Origin of the sequence: Streptomyces tamarix (genome assembly GCF_032423885.1) — a bacterium.
Lineage (GTDB): Bacteria > Actinomycetota > Actinomycetes > Streptomycetales > Streptomycetaceae > Streptomyces > Streptomyces tamarix.
In genome coordinates, this window is the sequence record NZ_JAWCTQ010000004.1 from 139383 (window position 1) to 157637 (window position 18255).

Annotated in this window: 11 protein-coding genes and 1 tRNA gene; 6 read left to right on the forward strand and 6 right to left on the reverse strand. The window is 71.8% G+C overall.

Features of this window, described 5'->3' with window-relative positions:
- Window positions 1–4: 4 nt before the first annotated feature.
- Window positions 5–2650 (forward strand): ATP-dependent RNA helicase, encoded by a 2646-nt coding sequence (locus RND61_RS05085; protein WP_315876471.1) that lies wholly within the window; start codon window positions 5–7, stop codon window positions 2648–2650.
- Between the two features lie 54 nt (window positions 2651–2704).
- Here RND61_RS05085 and RND61_RS05090 read toward each other — a convergent pair whose 3' ends face one another.
- Window positions 2705–4474 carry a lytic transglycosylase domain-containing protein gene (locus RND61_RS05090; RefSeq protein WP_315876472.1) on the reverse strand — a complete coding sequence of 590 codons (1770 nt, stop codon included), beginning with the start codon at window positions 4472–4474 and terminating at the stop codon, window positions 2705–2707.
- Window positions 4475–4719: 245 nt separating this feature from the next.
- Between RND61_RS05090 and RND61_RS05095 the strand changes: the two genes are divergently transcribed.
- Window positions 4720–5541, forward strand: a complete 822-nt coding sequence (locus RND61_RS05095; protein WP_315876473.1) for a DUF4184 family protein — start codon at window positions 4720–4722, stop codon at window positions 5539–5541.
- A 64-nt stretch (window positions 5542–5605) separates the two neighbouring features.
- Here the strand turns inward: RND61_RS05095 and polA are convergent, their stop codons facing one another.
- Window positions 5606–8317, reverse strand: coding sequence for a DNA polymerase I (polA, locus tag RND61_RS05100; protein ID WP_315876475.1), 2712 nt, complete (start codon window positions 8315–8317; stop codon window positions 5606–5608).
- A 123-nt stretch (window positions 8318–8440) separates the two neighbouring features.
- On the opposite strand from polA, the gene RND61_RS05105 reads away from it, so the two are divergent.
- Window positions 8441–10723 carry an FdhF/YdeP family oxidoreductase gene (locus RND61_RS05105; protein WP_315876476.1) on the forward strand — a complete coding sequence of 761 codons (2283 nt, stop codon included), beginning with the start codon at window positions 8441–8443 and terminating at the stop codon, window positions 10721–10723.
- A 59-nt stretch (window positions 10724–10782) separates the two neighbouring features.
- Complete coding sequence (locus RND61_RS05110; RefSeq protein ID WP_315876477.1) at window positions 10783–11271, forward strand: PaaI family thioesterase; 489 nt, start codon at window positions 10783–10785, stop codon at window positions 11269–11271.
- Window positions 11272–11412: 141 nt separating this feature from the next.
- Here the strand turns inward: RND61_RS05110 and RND61_RS05115 are convergent, their stop codons facing one another.
- A complete protein-coding gene (locus RND61_RS05115) occupies window positions 11413–12066 on the reverse strand; it encodes an ANTAR domain-containing response regulator (RefSeq protein ID WP_315876478.1) in 654 nt (217 codons plus the stop codon).
- A gap of 97 nt (window positions 12067–12163) precedes the next feature.
- On the opposite strand from RND61_RS05115, the gene RND61_RS05120 reads away from it, so the two are divergent.
- Window positions 12164–12238: transfer RNA gene (locus tag RND61_RS05120), tRNA-Leu, on the forward strand.
- 120 nt (window positions 12239–12358) lie between these two features.
- Window positions 12359–13126 (forward strand): helix-turn-helix domain-containing protein, encoded by a 768-nt coding sequence (locus RND61_RS05125; protein ID WP_315876620.1) that lies wholly within the window; start codon window positions 12359–12361, stop codon window positions 13124–13126.
- A gap of 4 nt (window positions 13127–13130) precedes the next feature.
- On the opposite strand, the gene pyk is transcribed toward RND61_RS05125, so the two are convergent.
- The 3 genes from pyk to pepN all read right to left on the reverse strand — a co-directional run bounded on the left by pyk (window position 13131) and on the right by pepN (window position 18206).
- Window positions 13131–14558 (reverse strand): pyruvate kinase, encoded by a 1428-nt coding sequence (gene pyk / locus RND61_RS05130; protein ID WP_315876479.1) that lies wholly within the window; start codon window positions 14556–14558, stop codon window positions 13131–13133.
- Between the two features lie 176 nt (window positions 14559–14734).
- Complete coding sequence (locus tag RND61_RS05135) at window positions 14735–15394, reverse strand: SIMPL domain-containing protein (protein ID WP_315876480.1); 660 nt, start codon at window positions 15392–15394, stop codon at window positions 14735–14737.
- A 319-nt stretch (window positions 15395–15713) separates the two neighbouring features.
- Window positions 15714–18206 (reverse strand): aminopeptidase N, encoded by a 2493-nt coding sequence (gene pepN, locus RND61_RS05140; RefSeq protein ID WP_315876481.1) that lies wholly within the window; start codon window positions 18204–18206, stop codon window positions 15714–15716.
- Window positions 18207–18255 lie beyond the last annotated feature (49 nt).

Below are 18255 nucleotides of genomic sequence, written 5' to 3' on the forward strand. Positions count from 1 at the left end.
TCGCGTGATCCGCGAGGAGGAGCGGGAGCGGCTCCCGGTGCGGCACGCCCTGCCGGCGCTCCGGCGGGCGCTGGACGGGCACGGGGCCGCGGTGCTGTGCGCGCCGCCGGGGACCGGCAAGACGACGCTCGTGCCGCTGGAGCTGGCGGAGCGGGGCGCCCGGGTGGTGGTCGCCGAGCCGCGGCGGATCGCGGCGCGGGGCGCGGCCCGGCGGATGGCGTGGCTGCTGGGCGAGGAGGTCGGCGGCCGGGTCGGCTTCACGGTGCGCGGCGAGCGGGCCGTGTCGCGGGAGACGGTCGTCGAGGTGGTGACGACCGGGGTGCTGCTCCAGCGGCTCCAGCGGGACCAGGAGCTGGCCGGGGTGGACGTGGTGGTCCTCGACGAGTGCCACGAGCGGCACCTGGACGCGGACACGGTCGCCGCGTTCCTGCTGGACGTACGGGAGGCGCTGCGGCCGGAGCTGCGGCTGGTGGCCGCGTCGGCGACGACGGACGCCGAGGGGTGGGCGCGGCTGCTGGGCGGCGCGCCGGTCGTGGAGGCGGCGGGTGCGGCGCACCCCGTGGAGGTCGTGTGGGCGCCGCCGGGCGGGGCGGTGCGGCCGGCGCACGGGATGTTCGTGGACCCCGCGCTGCTGGCGCACGTGGCGGGGGTGGTGCGGCGGGCGCTGGCGGAGCGCGAGGGCGACGTGCTGTGCTTCCTGCCGGGGGTGGGTGAGATCGCCCGGGTGGCGGGGCTGCTGTCGGATCTGCGCGGGGTCGAGGTGCTCCAGGTGCACGGCCGGGCGCCCGCCGCGGTGCAGGAGGCGGTGTTGTCGCCGGGGCACGGACGGCGGGTGGTGCTGGCGACGGCGGTGGCGGAGTCGTCGCTGACGGTGCCGGGCGTGCGGGTGGTGGTCGATTCGGGGCTGGCGCGGGAGCCCCGGGTGGACCACGCGCGGGGGCTGGGCTCCCTGGTGACGCTGCGGGCGTCGCGGGCGTCGGCCCGGCAGCGCGCGGGCCGTGCGGGGCGCGAGGCGCCGGGTGCGGTGTACCGGTGCTGGTCGGAGGCGGAGGACGGCCGGCTGCCGGCCTTCCCCTCGCCGGAGATCCGGGTGGCGGACCTGACGGGGTTCGCGTTGCAGGCGGCGGCGTGGGGCGATCCGGACGCGTCGGGCCTGGCGCTGCTGGATGCTCCTCCGGCCGGGGCGATGGCGGCGGCGCGGTCGGTGCTGGAGGCGGTCGGCGCGGTCGACGCGCGCGGCCGGGTGACGGAGCGGGGCGCCCGGATGGCGCGTCTGGGCCTCCACCCCCGGCTGGCGCGGGCGCTGCTGGACGGCGCGCCGCTGGTGGGCGCGCGCCGGGCGGCGGAGTTGGTGGCCCTGCTGGGCGAGGAGCCGCCGCGCGCGTACGGCGACGACGTGGCCGCCGCGTGGCGCGCGGCCCGCCGGGGCGGCGACGCGTACGGGGCGCGGTGGCGCCGGGAGGCCGGCCGGCTGGCCCGGCAGCTCGCCGCGGCGGGCACGGGCGGGGCGGAGTCCGGCCAGGCGGTGGGCTCTGGCGGAGCGGCAGGATCCGGCGGCCCGGTGGGGCCCGGCGGAGCGGTGAGGTCCGGCAGCCCGGCCGGGTCCGGTGGGGCGCGTGAGGGCTCCGGCGGGGCGCGTGAGGGCTCCGGCGGGGCGCGTGAGGGCTCCGGCGGCGGGGTGTCGGACGACGTGGCCGCCGGGATCGTGGTCGCGCTGGCGTTTCCGGAGCGGGTGGCGCGGGCCCGGGGCGGCGGTTCCTTCCTGATGGTGGCCGGGACCGGTGCCGAGGTGGGCGGCGGGTCGGGCCTGCGGTCGGCGGACTGGCTGGCGGTGGCCGTGGCCGACCGGCCCGCGCACTCCGCGTCGGCCCGGGTGCGGCTCGCCGCCGTGTGCGACGAGGACACGGCGCGACTCGCCGCCGGGCACCTGCTGGTGGCGGGTGACGAGGTGCGGTGGCAGGACGGTGACGTCGTGGCGCGTGCGGTGGAGCGGCTGGGCGCGGTCGACCTGGCCGTACGGCCGCTCGGGGACGCCGCGCCCGGGCTCGTGCGGGAGGCGCTGCTGGAGGGGCTGCGGCGGGAGGGGCCCGGGCTGTTGCGCTGGTCGCGGGAGGCGGTCCGGCTGCGGGAGCGGCTGGCGTTCCTGCACCGGGTGGTGGGGGCGCCCTGGCCGGACGTGTCGGACGGGGCGCTGGTGGCGCGGGCCGGGGAGTGGCTGGAGCCGGAGCTGTCGGCGGCGCGCCGGCGGGCGGGTCTGGCGCGGATCGACGCCGGGGAGGCGCTGCGGCGGCTGCTGCCCTGGGCGAGCGGTGACGCGGCGCGGCTGGACGAGCTGGCGCCGGAGCGGATCGAGGTCCCGAGCGGCTCGCGGGTCCGGGTGGAGTACGGGGACGGGCAGCCGGTCCTCGCGGTGAAGCTGCAAGAGATGTTCGGGCTGGCCCGGACGCCGCGGGTGGCCGGGGTGCCCGTACTGGTGCACCTGCTGTCGCCCGCGGGGCGGCCGGCGGCGGTGACGGCCGACCTGGAGTCGTTCTGGCGGGACGGCTACCGGGCGGTGCGGGCGGAGCTGCGCGGGCGGTACCCGAAGCACCCGTGGCCGGAGGACCCTTCGGCGGCGCCGCCGACGCGGCGTACGAACCCGCGGCGCTAGACGGCCCGCCGCCCTCGTACCGGTGAGGGGGCGGGCCGTCGGGCGCGGGGCGGGTCAGGCGGCGGTGACCGTCAGCTCCACCGTCAGCGATGCGCCGCCCTGGGCGGTGAGGCGCAGCAGGAACGTGCCGGTCCGGCCGTCCGCGTACATCGGCGGGAGCTGGAGGACGCCGTCCGCGTCGGTCGTGAGACCGGTGAGCGTACGGATCGGGGCGCCCTGGGCGTCCTTGAAGTAGGGGCCCCCGTCGCTGGGCGTGTGCGTGCCGCCGGGGCCTTCCGTGACCATCGCGGCGGTCAGCTCGGTGCCGGGGACGGCGGCGCCCCCGCGGGTGGCCCGCACGGTGAGCCGCTGGGCGAACTCCCCTTCGGGGGCCGCGGTGAGCGGGGCCCCGCCGGTCGGGGTGAGGGTGTCGGCCCGGCCGGCGGTGACGGTCGCCGCGAAGGCGACGGGGGTGACGGCCGGGCGCTTCGGGACGGTGGCGCGGACGGTGAACCGTCCGGTCTTCTCGCCGGCCCGGAGGGCGGGCGCGGTGGCGGTGCCGTCGCTTCCGGTGGTGACGGTGACGGCGGTGGCGCCGTTCGCGAAGCGCGCGTCGGTGTCGCCGGCGATCTCGAACCGGACCGGGACGAGGGCGAGGAGGCCGCCCCGGGCGTCGCGGGCGACGACGGAGGGGCGCTCGGCGAACTCGGTGCCGGCGGGGGCGGTGAGCGCGCCGGTGCCGGCGTCGGCGAGGCGGCTCACCCGGTCGGCGGGGGCCGGGGTCGGAGTCGGGGTCGGGGTCGGGACGGGCTTGGGCGGCGTCGGCGAGGGGCTGGGCCGGGTGGGGACCGTCTCCACGGGGGCCGGCTTGGCGGGCGGGGTGGTCGTGCCGGGCTTGGGGGCCTGGGTGCCGGGTGTGGCGCCGGGCGTCGGCGTGGTGGCCGAGGGCGACGGCGTCTTCGCCGGGGCGGGGGTGGGGGTCGGGGTCGGGGTGTACGTGGATCCGCCGGGGGTGCGGGAGTCGCTGCGCTCGACGGGCTGCACGCCGGTGCCGTCGGGGACCTGGTGCGTGCCGCGCTTGTAGAACTCGAACCAGGACAGGACCGTGCGCAGGTACTCGCGGGACTGGTTGTAGCTGAGGATGGCCCGGTCGAGGTCCGCCTTGACCGCGAGGTCGCGGTTGTTGGCGCACAGGTACATGCCGGCGGCCTGGGCGGCGTCGTAGATGTTGTTGGGGTCCTTGCGGCCGTCGCCGTTGGCGTCCTGGCCCCAGGAGGCCCAGGTGGACGGGATGAACTGCATGGGGCCGACCGCGCGGTCGTGGCGGGTGTCGCCGTCGTAGGCGCCGTCGTCGGTGTCGCTGATGTCGGCGAAGCCGTTGCCGTTGAGGACGGGGCCCAGGATCGGCGAGAAGGTGGTTCCGGCGGCGTTGACGCGACCGCCGCGGGCCTGGCCGGACTCCACCTTGCCGATGCCCGCGAGGAGTTGCCAGGGCAGGTTGCAGCCGGGCCGGGCGGTCTTCAGGTACTGCTCGGCCTGCTTGTACGCGGCGAGCACGGTGGCCGGTATGCCCGCTTCGGCCGGGCCGGTCCCCACGGGGCCGCCGTCGGCGGGCCCCACGGGGTTGGGGCTGTTCAGCGGCGGCAAGTCGGTGTAGTAGGGCGAGTCGCCCGTGGCGGTGGAGCCGGACGAGGCCGGTGGTGTCGTGTCGCCGGCCGGCTGACCGCCGGTGGTGGCGGGGGTGGCGCCCGGTGCCTGTGAGGCCGAGAGCGCGGCCACGGCCGCGGCGGCGACCGCGGTGGTGGTGGCGCTCTTGCGCAGCCGACGGCGGATGTGCACTGCCATGCGTCTGTCCCTCCCCGGTGGCGCCCGTCGGCGCCGAAGACCTCTGCCGCGCGCCCCGATGCGCGGCTCAGGCGACCCTACGACACCTCGGGGCTTCATCACACCGAGGGGTGACCGCTTTTCACGCTTTCGCCATCAGTCGTCCTTGCAGCCCTCTCGGACATGACGACGTCACATGTTGATCACGAAATGATTGATACTGATCGGGTTGGGGTTGGAGGACTGATAACCGGGGGCCGTCGCTCATGCCGTTCACACTCAGCCACGCCGCCGCCGTCCTCCCGGCGATGCGAAGGTCCGGCGCCGCGCGGGGCCCGCTGGTCGCCTCGGCCCTCGTCACGGGGTCGTTCTCACCCGACATGACGTACTTCGCGGACAGTGCCGTGCCCGGCGCCATGGCGTTCGGGGAGGTCACGCACAGCGGGTGGGGGGTGCTGACCGTCGACGTCCTGACGGCCGCGCTGCTGACGGGCGTGTGGCTGATGGTCCGTGAACCGCTGGTGGCGCTGCTGCCGGGACGGTGGCGGGGCCGGGCGTACGCGGTGCTGCGCGGCCGGCCCTGGCGCGGGCGCCGCCCGGTGGCGCTCGCGGCGTGGTTCTACGTCTCGGCGGTCCTCGGGGCGACGACCCATGTCGTGTGGGACCTGTTCACCCACCCCGGCCGGTGGGGCACGCGCGTGCTGCCCGTGCTCGGCGAGTCCGTGGCGGGCCTCCCCCTGTACCTGTACGCCCAGTACGGCGGGTCGGCCGCGGCGCTGGCCGTCCTCGCGTGGTTCGGGCACGGCGCGCTGCGCCGCGTCCCCGCCGATCGGGCCGAAACGGCGGGGGCGCTGCGGCCGGTGCCGACGCGGCGGGGACGGTGGCTGGCGATCGGGCTGCTCGCGGGGTGCGCGGCGGCCGGGGCCGCGCACCGGTGCCTGCGCTGGTACGCGTACGGGGGGCGCGCCGAGACGCCGCTCGACATCCTCCCCACCGCGTGCTTCGGCGCCGGGGCGGGGCTGGCCGTGGGGCTCGTCCTGTACGGCGCGGGGATGCGGCTGCGGTCCGGCGCCGCGCCCCGGCCCTGAGGCGCGCCGGGGGCGGAGGGGGCGGCGCGCGGTCGCGCCGCCCCTCTTCCGCGGTCCGGGCCGGTCAGTGCGCGGCCGACTCCCAGTCGGGGCCGACGCCCACCGACACGTCCAGCGGCGCCCGCAGCTCGACCGCCGACGACATCTCGCGGCGCACGATCTCCTCGACGCGTTCCCGCTCCCCCGGCGCGAGCTCCAGCACGATCTCGTCGTGGACCTGGAGCAACATCCGGGAGGTCAGGCCGGCCGCGGTCAGCGCCCGGTCGACGTTGAGCATGGCGACCTTCACGATGTCGGCGGCCGTGCCCTGGATCGGCGCGTTGAGCGCCATCCGCTCGGCCATCTCGCGCCGCTGCCGGTTGTCGCTGTTCAGGTCCGGCAGGTAGCGGCGACGGCCCAGCATCGTCTCCGTGTAGCCCGTCGCGCGGGCCTCGTCGACGACGCGGCGCAGGTAGTCCCGCACCCCGCCGAACCGCTCGAAGTACGTGTCCATCAGGGCGCGCGCCTCGACGGCCTCGATGTTCAGCTGCTGCGACAGGCCGAACGCGGACAGGCCGTACGCCAACCCGTACGACATGGCCTTGATCTTGCGGCGCATCTCGGCGTCGACGGCCGACTTGTCGACGCCGAAGACCTGGGAGGCGACCGTGGTGTGGAGGTCCTCGCCGGAGGTGAACGCCTCGATGAGACCCTCGTCCTCCGACAGGTGCGCCATGACGCGCAGCTCGATCTGGCTGTAGTCGGCGGTCATCAGGGCCTCGAAGCCCTCGCCGACGACGAAGCCGCGGCGGATGGCGCGACCCTCGTCCGTACGGACCGGGATGTTCTGCAGGTTCGGGTCCGTGGACGACAGCCGACCGGTCGCGGCGACCGTCTGGTTGAACGTGGTGTGGATCCGGCCGTCCGCCGCGACCGTCTTGATCAGGCCCTCCACGGTGACGCGGAGCTTCGCCTGCTCCCGGTGGCGGAGCATGATCACGGGCAGTTCGTGCTCGGTCCGGGCGGCGAGCCAGGCCAGCGCGTCCGCGTCCGTCGTGTAGCCGGTCTTGGTCTTCTTGGTCTTCGGCAGGTTCAGCTCACCGAAGAGGACCTCCTGGAGCTGCTTGGGCGACCCGAGGTTGAACTCGTGGCCGACCGAGGCGTGCGCCTCCTTCACCGCCTGCTGGACGGCGCCGGCGAACTGCTGCTCCATCCCCTCCAGGTGCGGCCGGTCGGCGGCGATGCCGTGCCGCTCCATCCGGGCGAGCAGCTCGGACGTGGGCAGCTCCACCTCGTGCAGCAGCCGTGTCGCGCCCACCTCCTCCAGGCGCGCGGCGAACGCCTCGCCCAGGTCGAGGACGGCCCGCGCCTGCGTCATCAGCGCGTCGGCCTCCGCCGTGTCGTCCGCGCCGAACGCAAGCTGGCCGTCGGCGGCGGACGGCGGGGCGAGCTCCCGCCCCAGGTACTCGACGGCGAGCGCGTCCAGGGCGAAGGAACGGCGACCCGGCTTCACCAGGTACGCCGCGAGCGCCGTGTCCATCGTGACGCCGGCGACGCTCCAGCCGTGTTCCGGGAAGACGCGCATGGCGGCCTTGGCGTTGTGCAGCACCTTCGGCCGGGCCGGGTCCGCGATCCACGCGGCGAACGCGCGCTCGTCGGCCTCGTCCAACTGCGACGGGTCGAACCAGGCCGCCGCGCCGTCCGCCGCCGCGAGGGCGACCTCGGTGACACTGCCCACACCGAGCGCCCAGCTGTCCGCCGTCGCCATGCCCAGCGGCCCGCCCCCGTGCCGCTCCAGCCACGGCGCCAGCTCGCCGGCGCCCAGCACCGCACCGTCCAGCTCCACGCCGGCGGCCGGGGCGGGCCCGGCCTCCTCCTCGGAGCCGGGGTCCACGGCGAGCAACCGCTCCCGCAAGCTCGGGTTACGGATCTCCAGGACCTCCAGGAAGCCCTTGAGCGCCGCCCGGTCATAAGGGGCGCGCTCCAGGTCCGCCACCGCCTTCGGCAGCTCCACGTCCCGCACCAGCTCCGTCAGGTGCCGGTTCAGCTTCACGGACTCCAAATGGTCGCGCAGGGCCTGCCCGACCTTGCCCTTCACCTCGTCGGCCCGCTCCACCAGCTCCTGGAACGAACCGAACTGGTTGATCCACTTCGTGGCCGTCTTCTCGCCGACGCCCGGAATGCCCGGCAGGTTGTCCGACGGATCACCGCGCAGCGCCGCGAAGTCCGGGTACTGGCTCGGCGACAACCCGTACTTCTCCTGCACCTTCTCCGGCGTGAACCGGGTCAGCTCCGACACGCCCTTCGTCGGATACAGCACCGTGACGCGGTCCGTGACCAGCTGGAACGAGTCGCGGTCGCCGGTGACGATCAGCACCTCGAAACCGGCGGCCTCCGCCTGCGTGGCCAGCGTGGCGATGATGTCGTCCGCCTCGTAGTCCTCCACGGCGAACCGGACCGCGTTCATCGTGTCCAGCAGCTCGCCGATCAGCTCGACCTGACCCTTGAACTCGTCGGGCGTGGCGGAGCGGTTCGCCTTGTACTCCGGGAAGTCCCGGGAACGCCAGGTCCTGCGGGACACGTCGAACGCCACCGCGAAGTGCGTGGGCGCCTCGTCACGCAACGTGTTCGCCAACATCGACGCGAAGCCGTAGACGGCATTGGTCACCTGCCCGCTCGACGTCGTGAAGTTCTCCGCGGGCAACGCGAAGAACGCCCGGTACGCCAGGGAGTGCCCATCCATGAGGAGCAGGCGCGGACGGTCTTGCGCGGTCTTCTTCGATGCTGTCTCAGCCACGTGCACGATCCTGCCACGCTCCACTGACAACCTCCGACGGGCACCACCCACCACCGACCCCCGCGTGACAGGATCGAAAGACGCACCCGCGTACACACGTACGGCGAAACGAAGGAGCGCGCCATGGTCAGCAAACCGCCCGCAGGGGACCCCGTCCAGGACGCTCCGCAGGTGGGAGCCGTCCAGCACGCCGCCGCCGGCCTGCCCGGCGTCGTCCACGGCCTGCGCGCCTCCCGGGCACAGATGGGACTGGGCCGCACGACCCGCACGCTCCTCAAGGTCAACCAGAAGGACGGCTTCGACTGCCCGGGCTGCGCCTGGCCCGAGGGCGACAAGCGGCACGTCGCGGAGTTCTGCGAGAACGGCGCCAAGGCCGTCGCCGAGGAGGCCACACTACGCCGGGTCACCCCGGAATTCTTCGCCGCGCACCCGCTGCCCGACCTGGCGGACCGCAGCGGCTACTGGCTGGGCCAACAGGGCCGCATCACACACCCGGTATACCTGCCGGAGGGCGGCGACCGGTACGAGCCGGTCACCTGGGAACGGGCGTTCGCGATCATCGCGGAGGAGCTGACCGCGCTGGACTCCCCCGACGAAGCACTGTTCTACACCTCGGGCCGGACCAGCAACGAGGCCGCGTTCCTGCTCCAACTCTTCGCCCGCGAATTCGGCACGAACAACCTGCCGGACTGCTCCAACATGTGCCACGAATCGTCCGGCTCCGCACTCACCGAGACCCTCGGCGTCGGCAAGGGCAGCGTCTCCCTCGACGACCTCCACCAAGCCGACCTGATCATCGTCGCCGGACAGAACCCGGGCACGAACCACCCCCGGATGCTGACCGCGCTGGAAAAGGCCAAGGCGACCGGCGCGAAGATCATCTCCGTGAACCCGCTGCCCGAGGCGGGCCTGGAACGGTTCAAGAACCCGCAGACCGCCAAGGGCCTCCTGACGGGCACAGCCCTCACCGACCTGTTCCTACAGATCCGCATCGGCGGCGACCAAGCCCTGTTCCGCCTCCTCAACAAACTCGTCCTCGACACCGAAGGCGCCGTCGACGAAGAGTTCGTACGCACCCACACGCACGGCTTCGAAGAATTCGCCGCCGCCGCCCGCGCCGCCGACTGGGACGAAACGCTCACCGCGACGGGACTGACCCGCGACGCGATCGAAAGCGCCCTGCGGATGATCCTCGCCTCACGCCGCACGATCGTCTGCTGGGCAATGGGCCTCACCCAACACAAACACTCCGTGCCCACCATCCGGGAGATCGTCAACCTCCTCCTGCTGCGCGGCGCCATCGGCCGCCCCGGCGCCGGCGTCTGCCCCGTCCGCGGCCACTCCAACGTCCAAGGCGACCGCACCATGGGCATCTTCGAACGGCCCACCGAAGCGTTCCTCGACGCCCTCGACAAAGAGTTCGGCATCACCTCGCCCCGCCACCACGGCTACGACGTGGTCCGCTCCATCCAGGCGCTCCGCGACGGCCGCGCGAAAGTCTTCTTCGCGATGGGCGGCAACTTCGTCGGCGCAACCCCCGACACCCAAGTCACCGAAGCCGCGATGCGCCGCGCCCGACTCACCGTGCACGTCTCCACCAAGCTCAACCGATCCCACACCGTCACCGGCACACGCGCACTGATCCTGCCCACCCTCGGCCGCACCGACCGAGACGTACAGGCATCCGGCCGACAATTCGTCACCGTCGAGGACTCAATGGGCCTCGTCCACCCCTCCCGAGGCAACCTGCCACCCGCCAGCCCCCACCTGCTGTCCGAACCGGCCATCGTCGCCCGCATGGCCCGCGCCGTCCTCGGCCCCTCATCGACCACCCCCTGGGAAGAGTTCGAAAAGGACTACGCCACCATCCGCGACCGCATCGCGCGCGTAGTACCCGGCTTCGAAGACTTCAACGCCCGGCTCGCCGCCAACCCCAGCGGATTCGCCCTCCCCCACGCCCCACGCGACGAACGACGCTTCCCCACCACAACCGGCAAAGCCAACTTCACCGCCGCCCCCGTCGAATACCCCAAGGTCCCCGAAGGCCGACTGCTACTACAAACACTGCGCTCGCACGACCAGTACAACACCACCATCTACGGCCTCGACGACCGCTACCGCGGCATCAAAGGCGGCCGCCGCGTCGTCCTCATCCACCCCGACGACGCCCGCGAACGGAACCTCGCCGACGGCTCGTACGCCGACCTCATCAGCGAGTGGACCGACGGCACCGAACGCCGCGCCCCCGGATTCCGCGTCGTCCACTACCCGACCGCACGCGGCTGCGCCGCCGCCTACTACCCGGAGACGAACGTCCTCGTACCACTGGACGCCACCGCGGACGTCAGCAACACCCCCGCCAGCAAGTCCGTCATCGTCCGTCTGGAACAATCACCGACCGACTGAGCGTTCGCTCAGCAGCACCACCAGGACAGCCGTACGACGACGAACGGAGTTCGGACCCCATGGGCGAGCAAACCACAGCCACCTTCCCACAAGAGATCATCGACGAATACGCCGCACTCGGCGTCGACCTGCCCGCCCTCTTCTCCGCCGGCCACCTCGGCAACCGCATGGGCCTACAGATCATCGAAGCCGCCCCCGACCGCGTCATCGGCACCATGCCCGTCGAAGGCAACACCCAGCCCTACGGCCTCCTCCACGGCGGAGCCTCCGCCGTCCTCGCCGAGACACTCGGCTCCGTAGGCGCAATGCTCCACGGCGGCTCCCGAAAGATCGCCGTAGGCGTCGACCTGAACTGCACCCACCACCGCGGCGTCCGCTCCGGACTCATCACCGGCACCGCCACCCCCGTACACCGCGGACGCTCCACCGCCACGTACGAAATCGTCATCACCGACGACCAGAACAAGCGCATCTGCACGGCACGCCTCACCTGCATGCTCCGCGACGCCACCCCAAAGGACACCGAGAACATACCCGGCATGTCCTGACCGACACGGGAGCGCCGAACCCCCTCCACAAGGCACCCGGCGCTCCCACCCCCACCCCACCCGGAATCAGACCGCGCCCACACACGGAAACAGACACCGAGCCGAGGCCCACCCCACCAACACGCCCCACACAGGACCCACCTACTGACCCTTCGCCGCCTTCTTCTCCTCAGCGTCCTCGATGACCGCCTCCGCAACCTGCTGCATCGACATCCGCCGATCCATCGACGTCTTCTGGATCCACCGGAACGCCGCCGGCTCCGACAAGCCATACTGCGTCTGCAGAACGCTCTTCGCCCGATCCACCAACTTCCGCGTCTCCAACCGCTGCGAGAGGTCCGCGACCTCCTTCTCCAGCGCCCGCAACTCCGCGAACCGCGACACCGCCATCTCGATCGCCGGAACGACATCGCTCTTGCTGAACGGCTTCACCAGATACGCCATCGCACCCGCGTCCCGCGCCCGCTCCACCAGCTCCCGCTGCGAGAACGCAGTCAACATCAACACCGGGGCGAGCGACTCACCAGCGATCTTCTCAGCAGCAGAGATCCCATCGAGGACGGGCATCTTCACATCCAGGATCACCAGATCGGGACGGTGCTCACGGGCCAGCTCCACGGCCCGGGCCCCGTCGCCCGCCTCGCCGACGACGGTGTAGCCCTCCTCCTCGAGCATCTCTTTGAGGTCGAGGCGGATGAGGGCCTCGTCCTCGGCGATGACGACGCGGGTCGTCAGCGGCGGGACGTGCGACTTGTCGTCGTCGGCGACGGGCTGGGGCGACTCGGGGGCGGTCACGGAGGCTCCTCGGTACGGGCGATACAGCTCCCCATGAGCCTACCTATCTCCTGTAAGGTATGAACACACAGGGCTACCCCCAGCCTGTCATTTGAAGGCCCCAGTACTCCAACTGGTTAGAGAGACGGTGCTCAAACCACCGACAGTGTGGGTTCGAATCCCACCTGGGGCACAACTACCTTCGGTTCCATGGTCACGGGTTCGGGTGACGGCGGTCACTCGATCGCGGTAAAGCTGTGGCTTAGCCCTACCCCGTCGCTTGACGCGCGTCATCCTCGCCCGCATGTACGACATGCATACGCGCAATCGAGCGCTGACGATGCTGCGCGGCGGAGCGCGCAACACGGACGTGGCCCGGCAGCTCGGAATACCTCTGGGCACGATCGGCTACTGGCGCCACATCGACCGCGCGAAGCGCGGGGAGCGCCCCGGACGGCCCGCCTCGGACTGCCCTCACTGCGACGGCACGCCACTCGACGGGGAGGCGTACGCCTATCTGCTCGGCCTCTACCTGGGCGACGGGCACATCGTCTCGAAGCCCAGGCAACATCATCTTTCGATCTACTGCGACGCCACGCAGGTCGGCCTGATCGCCGCAGCGGAAGAGGCCATGGGAAGGGTCATGGCCCTGCCCGGCATCGGGAGGCGCGACAAGCCCGGTTGCGTCGAAGTGAAGTCCTACAGCAAACACTGGCTCTGCCTCTTCCCGCAGCACGGGCCCGGGAAGAAGCACGAGCGGCGGATCGTGCTGGACGGGTGGCAGCAGGCCGTCGTGGACGCCTGTCCGTGGGACTTCGTCCGGGGGCTCGTCCACTCCGACGGGTGCCGGATCACCAACTGGACCACGCGCCTCGTGGGTGGTGAGCGGAAGCGCTACGAGTACCCCCGGTACTTCTTCACCAACAAGTCCGACGACATCCGGGAGCTCTTCACGGGTGTCCTCGACAAGCTGGGTGTGGAGTGGACGCACTGTACGCGCAACGGTGATCCGTACACCGTCTCCGTGGCTCGGAAGGCGTCCGTCGCGTTGATGGACGCCTATGTCGGAGCGAAGTTCTAGGGGGTCAGCGGACCGCTTCTCCGATGTGGTGGACGCGGACCATGTTGGTGGTGCCGGGGACGCCGGGCGGGGAGCCGGCGGTGATGATCACGATGTCGCCGGGTCGGCAGCGGCCGATCTTCAGCAGGTGTTCGTCGACCTGCGCCACCATCGCGTCCGTGGAGTCGACGTGGGGGCCCAGGAAGGTCTCGACGCCCCAGGTGAGGTTGAGCTGGGAGCAGGTCGCCGGGTCCGGGGTGAAGGCGAGCAGGGGGATGGGTGAGCGGTAGCGGCTGAGGCGGCGGACGGTGTCGCCGGACTGGGTGAAGGCGACGAGGTATTTGGCGCCGAGGAAGTCGCCGATCTCGGCGGCGGCGCGGGCGACGGCGCCGCCTTGGGTGCGGGGTTTGTTGCGTTCGGTGAGTGGGGGGAGTCCTTTGGCGAGGACGTCTTCTTCGGCGGCGGTGACGATGCGGCTCATGGTGCGGACGGTTTCGACGGGGTGGCGTCCGACGCTGGTTTCGCCGGAGAGCATGACGGCGTCGGTGCCGTCGATGACGGCGTTGGCGACGTCGCTGGCTTCGGCGCGGGTGGGGCGGGAGTTGTCGATCATGGAGTCGAGCATTTGTGTGGCGACGATGACGGGTTTGGCGTTGCGTTTGGCGAGTTTGATGGCGCGTTTCTGGACGATGGGGACTTGTTCGAGGGGCATTTCGACGCCGAGGTCGCCGCGGGCGACCATGATGCCGTCGAAGGCGGCGACGATGTCGTCGATGTTGTCGACGGCTTGGGGTTTTTCGATTTTGGCGATGACGGGGATGTGGCGGCCTTCTTCGTTCATGATGCGGTGGACGTCTTGGGCGTCGTGGCCGGTGCGGACGAAGGAGAGGGCGATGATGTCGACGCCGGTGCGGAGGGCCCAGCGGAGGTCGTCGATGTCTTTTTCGGAGAGGGCGGGGACGGAGACGGCGATGCCGGGGAGGTTGAGTCCTTTGTGGTCGGAGACCAGGCCGCCTTCGATGACGCGGGTGTGGACGTGGGGGCCTTCGACGGTGGTGACTTGGAGGGTGACGCGGCCGTCGTCGATGAGGATGCGTTCGCCGGGGGTGACGTCGGTGGGGAGGTTGTTGTAGGTGGTGCCGCATTGTGTGCGGTCGCCTTGGACGGGTTCGGTGGTGATGGTGAAGTGGTCGCCGCGTTCAAGGAGTACGGGTCCTTCGTGGAAGCGGCCGAGGCGGATCTTCGGGCCTTGAAGGTCGGCGAGGATTCCGATGTTGCGGCCGGTTTCGTCGGCGGCTTTGCGGACGCGGGCGTAGCGTTCTTCGTGGTCGGTGTAGGTGCCGTGGCTGAGGTTGAGTCGGGCGACGTCCATTCCGGCTTCGATGAGGGCTTTGATCTGGTCGTACGAGTGGGTGGCGGGTCCTAGGGTGCAGACGATTTTGGCTCGGCGCATGGTGTGAGCCTAGGGCTTACTGGTGGGTAGGGGGTGGGGTGTGGGTGACGGGTCAATCGCCTTTTGGTGGATGGTTTTTGACAAGTGTTGAAGTGTGCGGTGGGTTGCTCTGATGAGCAGTTTTCCGGGGGTGGGTGGGGGTGGGGTGAGGGTGGGGAGGTGGGGTTGGGGGTGGTTCAGAGGGTGGGGGGGTGGAGGGTGAATCGGGCGGTGATGTGGGCGGTGGCGGTTTGGCGTTGGGGTTGGAGGTCGAGGGGTGGGGGGGTGGTGGTGCTTTCGGTGGTGAAGGCCATGCGGTGGGTGGTGGCGCCGAAGGGGATGGGGTCGGGGGTGGTGTCGTCGAGTGCGAGGAGGGTGTGGATGTCGGTGCCGAGGGCGTGGGCGTAGTCGCGGGCACGGCGGACGGCGTCTTTGACGGCTTGGTGTCGGGCTTCGGTGTGGGTGGGTGAGGTGGGGCGCAGGATCCACCAGGGGCCGTCGATGCGGGTGAGGTCGAGGTCGGCGAGGCGGGTGACGAGTTCGTTGAGTGCGGTGAAGTCGTTGAGGGTGGCGGTGAGGTGGGTGGTGGCGTGGTGGGTGTGGATGTGTTCGCCGCGGCCGCGTCGGGTGAGTTCGGGGGTGAGGGTGAGGGCGGTGGTTTCGAGGGTGTCGAGGGCGGGTCCGTAGCTGTGGATGAGGTCGAGGGTGGTGGTGTTGCGGCGGGTGAGGTCGTGGAGGGTGGTGCGGCGGTCGGTGCCGCGGGCGGTGAGGGTGATGCCGATGCGGGCGAGGTCGGGGTCGGTTTCGATGTGGGCTTCGCCGCGGACGGTGATGTGGGGGGGTTCGGGGGTGGTCATGTGGTGTCTTTCGCACGGGGTGGTGGGTTCGAAACCTGGTGGGTGTGTTCGGGGTTGGTGTGGGGGGTCGGGGGTCTACACGCGTCATGTGGGTGGTGCGGGCGGTGGGGTGGGGGTGGGTGGGTTCGGATGAGGTTCGTGAGGGGGTCGCCCGGTGGGTGGAGGGGAGCGGGGTCCGGTGGGTTCGCTTCGGGGGGGTGGTGGGTGATGCGGGTGGGGGTGTCGTCGTGTCCACCCAGCCGAGCGCCCCCGGCGGGTGGTGTCCGCAGGGGGCGCTGGGGTGGATGGTGTCCGCCGGGGGCGCTGGGGCCGGGTGGGGTCAGCCTTCGCGGACGCGCAGGGCGCGGCGCAGGTCGTCGAGGCGGTCGATGAGCTGGCGGCGGAGGGCGGGGGTGGGGTCGGCGGTGGCGAGGTGTTCGTCGCCGAGGCGGAGGTTGTCGTGGGTGATGGTGTAGGCGGGGAAGGCTTGGCGGCCGGCGGCGGTGGCGATGGCGGGGCCGCGGCGGGCGGCGAGGGCGGTGGCTTCGGGGTAGTAGCGGGGGACGTAGGGGGTGAGGAGGTCGGCTTGTTCGGGTTGCCAGAAGCCTTCGGCGGTGGCGTTGAAGAGGTAGTTGGAGAGGGTGTCGTCGTGGAACATGCGCTGCCAGGCGGTGTCTTTGGCTTCGGGGGTGGGGAGGGCGGCGCGGCAGCGGGCGGCGCCTTCCTGGCCGGTGGCGCTGGGGTCGCGGTCGAGTTCGGCGTCGATGGCGGCTTCGTCGGTGGCGCCGAGGACGGCGAGGCGTTTGAGGATGCGCCAGCGCAGTTCGGGGTCGAGGTCGGGGCCGCCGGGGACGGCGCCGTCGTTGAGCCAGGCGTGGAGGGTGCCGGTGCGGTCGGTGCAGTCGATGAAGTGGCGTACGGCGGTGAGGCGGAGGCCGGGGTTTTCGCCGTCCTCGGTGCGGCGGATGAGGTCGCGGGTGAGGTCGGTGAGGGTGGTGCGGGCTGTGGTGCGGTCGGTGGGGGGGACGTAGCGGTCGGCGATTTGGTGGATGGCGAAGCCGAGGACGCTGTCGACGAGGGAGACGTCGGTTTCTTCGGGGAGGTGGGTGTGGGCGGTGGTGAGGTAGTCGGTGGGGGCGAGGTGGCCGTCGCGGACCATGTCGCGCAGGGTGTTCCACAGGACGGCGCGGGCGAGTGGGTCGGGGACGGCGGAGATGCCGCGCAGGGTGGTTTCCAGGGAGACGTCGTCGAGGTGGATCTTGGCGTAGGTGAGGTCGTGTTCGTTGGGGAGGACGAGGGCGGGGCGGGTGCCGGGGCGGGTTTCGGGGGTGTCTTGCGGGATGTCCGTCTCGTACCGTTCGCGTAGGACCAGGGTGCGGCTGTCGGCGAGGTCGCGGTCGTAGACGCCGATGGTGGCGCGGTGGGGGCGGCTGCCGTCGCGGTGGAGGGTGAGGGTCCAGCGGCCGGGTCCGGGGGTGACGTCGGCGGTGAGGGTGTCGATGCCGGTGGTGCGGAGCCAGGCGTCGGCCCAGGCGTGGACGTCGCGGTCGGTGGCCGAGGCGAGGTTGTCGATGAAGTCGGCGAGGGTGGCGTTGCCGTACTTGTGGCGGGTGAAGTGGTGGTTGATGCCGGCGAGGAATTCTTTTTCGCCCATCCAGGCGACGAGCTGGCGGAGGGCGGAGGCGCCCTTGGCGTAGGAGATGCCGTCGAAGTTGAGGAGGGCGGAGGCGGTGTCGGGGACGGCGTCGGGGTCGGGCGCGACGGCGTGGGTGGAGGGGCGTTGGTCGGCGTCGGAGCCCCAGGATTTGCGGGCGATGCCGTAGCCGATCCAGGTGTCGGGGTAGCGGGTGGTGGCTTCGTTGATGGTCTGGTAGCCCATGTACTCGGCGAAGGACTCGTTGAGCCAGATGTCGTCCCACCACTTGAGGGTGACGAGGTCGCCGAACCACATGTGGGCCATTTCGTGGGCGATGACCATGGCGCGGGTCTGTCGTTCGGCGACGGTGACGGCGGAGCGGAAGACGAAGTCGTCGCGGAAGGTGACGAGGCCGGGGTTCTCCATGGCGCCGGCGTTGAATTCGGGGACGAACGCCTGGTCGTAGGAGTCGAAGGGGTAGGGCTCGTCGAACTTCTCGTGGTAGCGGTCGAAGCAGCGGCGGGTGACGTCGAGGATTTCGGCGGCGTCGGCGTCGAGGTGGGGGGCGAGGGAGCGGCGGCAGTGGATGGCGAAGGGGAGTCCGGCGTGTTCGGTGCGGACGGTGTGCCAGGGGCCGGCGGCGACGGCGACGAGGTAGGTGGAGATGCGGGGGGTGGTGGCGGCCTTCCAGCGGCCGTCGTCCTGTCGTGTGGTGATGCCGTTGGCGAGGACCGTCCAGTGGTCGGGGGCGGTGACGGTGACGTCGAAGGCGGCTTTGAGGTCGGGTTGGTCGAAGGCGGCGATGACGCGTTGCACGTCGTCGAGGAACATCTGTGTGTAGGTGTACGTCTCGCCGTCGGTGGGGTCGGTGAAGCGGTGCATGCCCTCGCCGGTGCGGGAGTACCGCATGGTGGCGTCGACGCGGAGTTCGTGGCGGCCTTCGGTGAGGCCGGTGAGGGGGAGCCGGTTGTCGTCCAGGGTGGCCGGGTCGAGGGGCTGCCCGTCCAGGGTCGCGCCGCGCAGGGTGGCGGGCTTGAGCTCGACGAAGGTGTCACCGGCGGCGCGGGCGGTGAACTCGATGACGGTGGTCGAGTCGAAGGTGTCGTCGCCGGTGGTCAGGTCGAGGTCGATCGTGTAACGGTGGACGTCCAGGATCCGGGCTCGGGTCTGCGCCTCTTCGCGCGTCAGTACGGGCATGGGCCCATGCTGCCCGATGGGGCGGCGGCGAGGGGGCGGGTTTTGCTGT

Excerpts from the sequence above, each read along its gene's own strand:
- RND61_RS05090 (WP_315876472.1), bottom strand. The coding sequence starts at position 4,474 with ATGGCAGTGCACATCCGCCGTCGGCTGCGCAAGAGCGCCACCACCACC.
- RND61_RS05095 (WP_315876473.1), top strand. The coding sequence starts at position 4,720 with ATGCCGTTCACACTCAGCCACGCCGCCGCCGTCCTCCCGGCGATGCGA.
- RND61_RS05105 (WP_315876476.1), top strand. The coding sequence starts at position 8,441 with ATGGTCAGCAAACCGCCCGCAGGGGACCCCGTCCAGGACGCTCCGCAG.
- RND61_RS05110 (WP_315876477.1), top strand. The coding sequence starts at position 10,783 with ATGGGCGAGCAAACCACAGCCACCTTCCCACAAGAGATCATCGACGAA.
- RND61_RS05125 (WP_315876620.1), top strand. The coding sequence starts at position 12,359 with ATGCATACGCGCAATCGAGCGCTGACGATGCTGCGCGGCGGAGCGCGC.
- pyk (WP_315876479.1), bottom strand. The coding sequence starts at position 14,558 with ATGCGCCGAGCCAAAATCGTCTGCACCCTAGGACCCGCCACCCACTCG.
- RND61_RS05135 (WP_315876480.1), bottom strand. The coding sequence starts at position 15,394 with ATGACCACCCCCGAACCCCCCCACATCACCGTCCGCGGCGAAGCCCAC.
- pepN (WP_315876481.1), bottom strand. The coding sequence starts at position 18,206 with ATGCCCGTACTGACGCGCGAAGAGGCGCAGACCCGAGCCCGGATCCTG.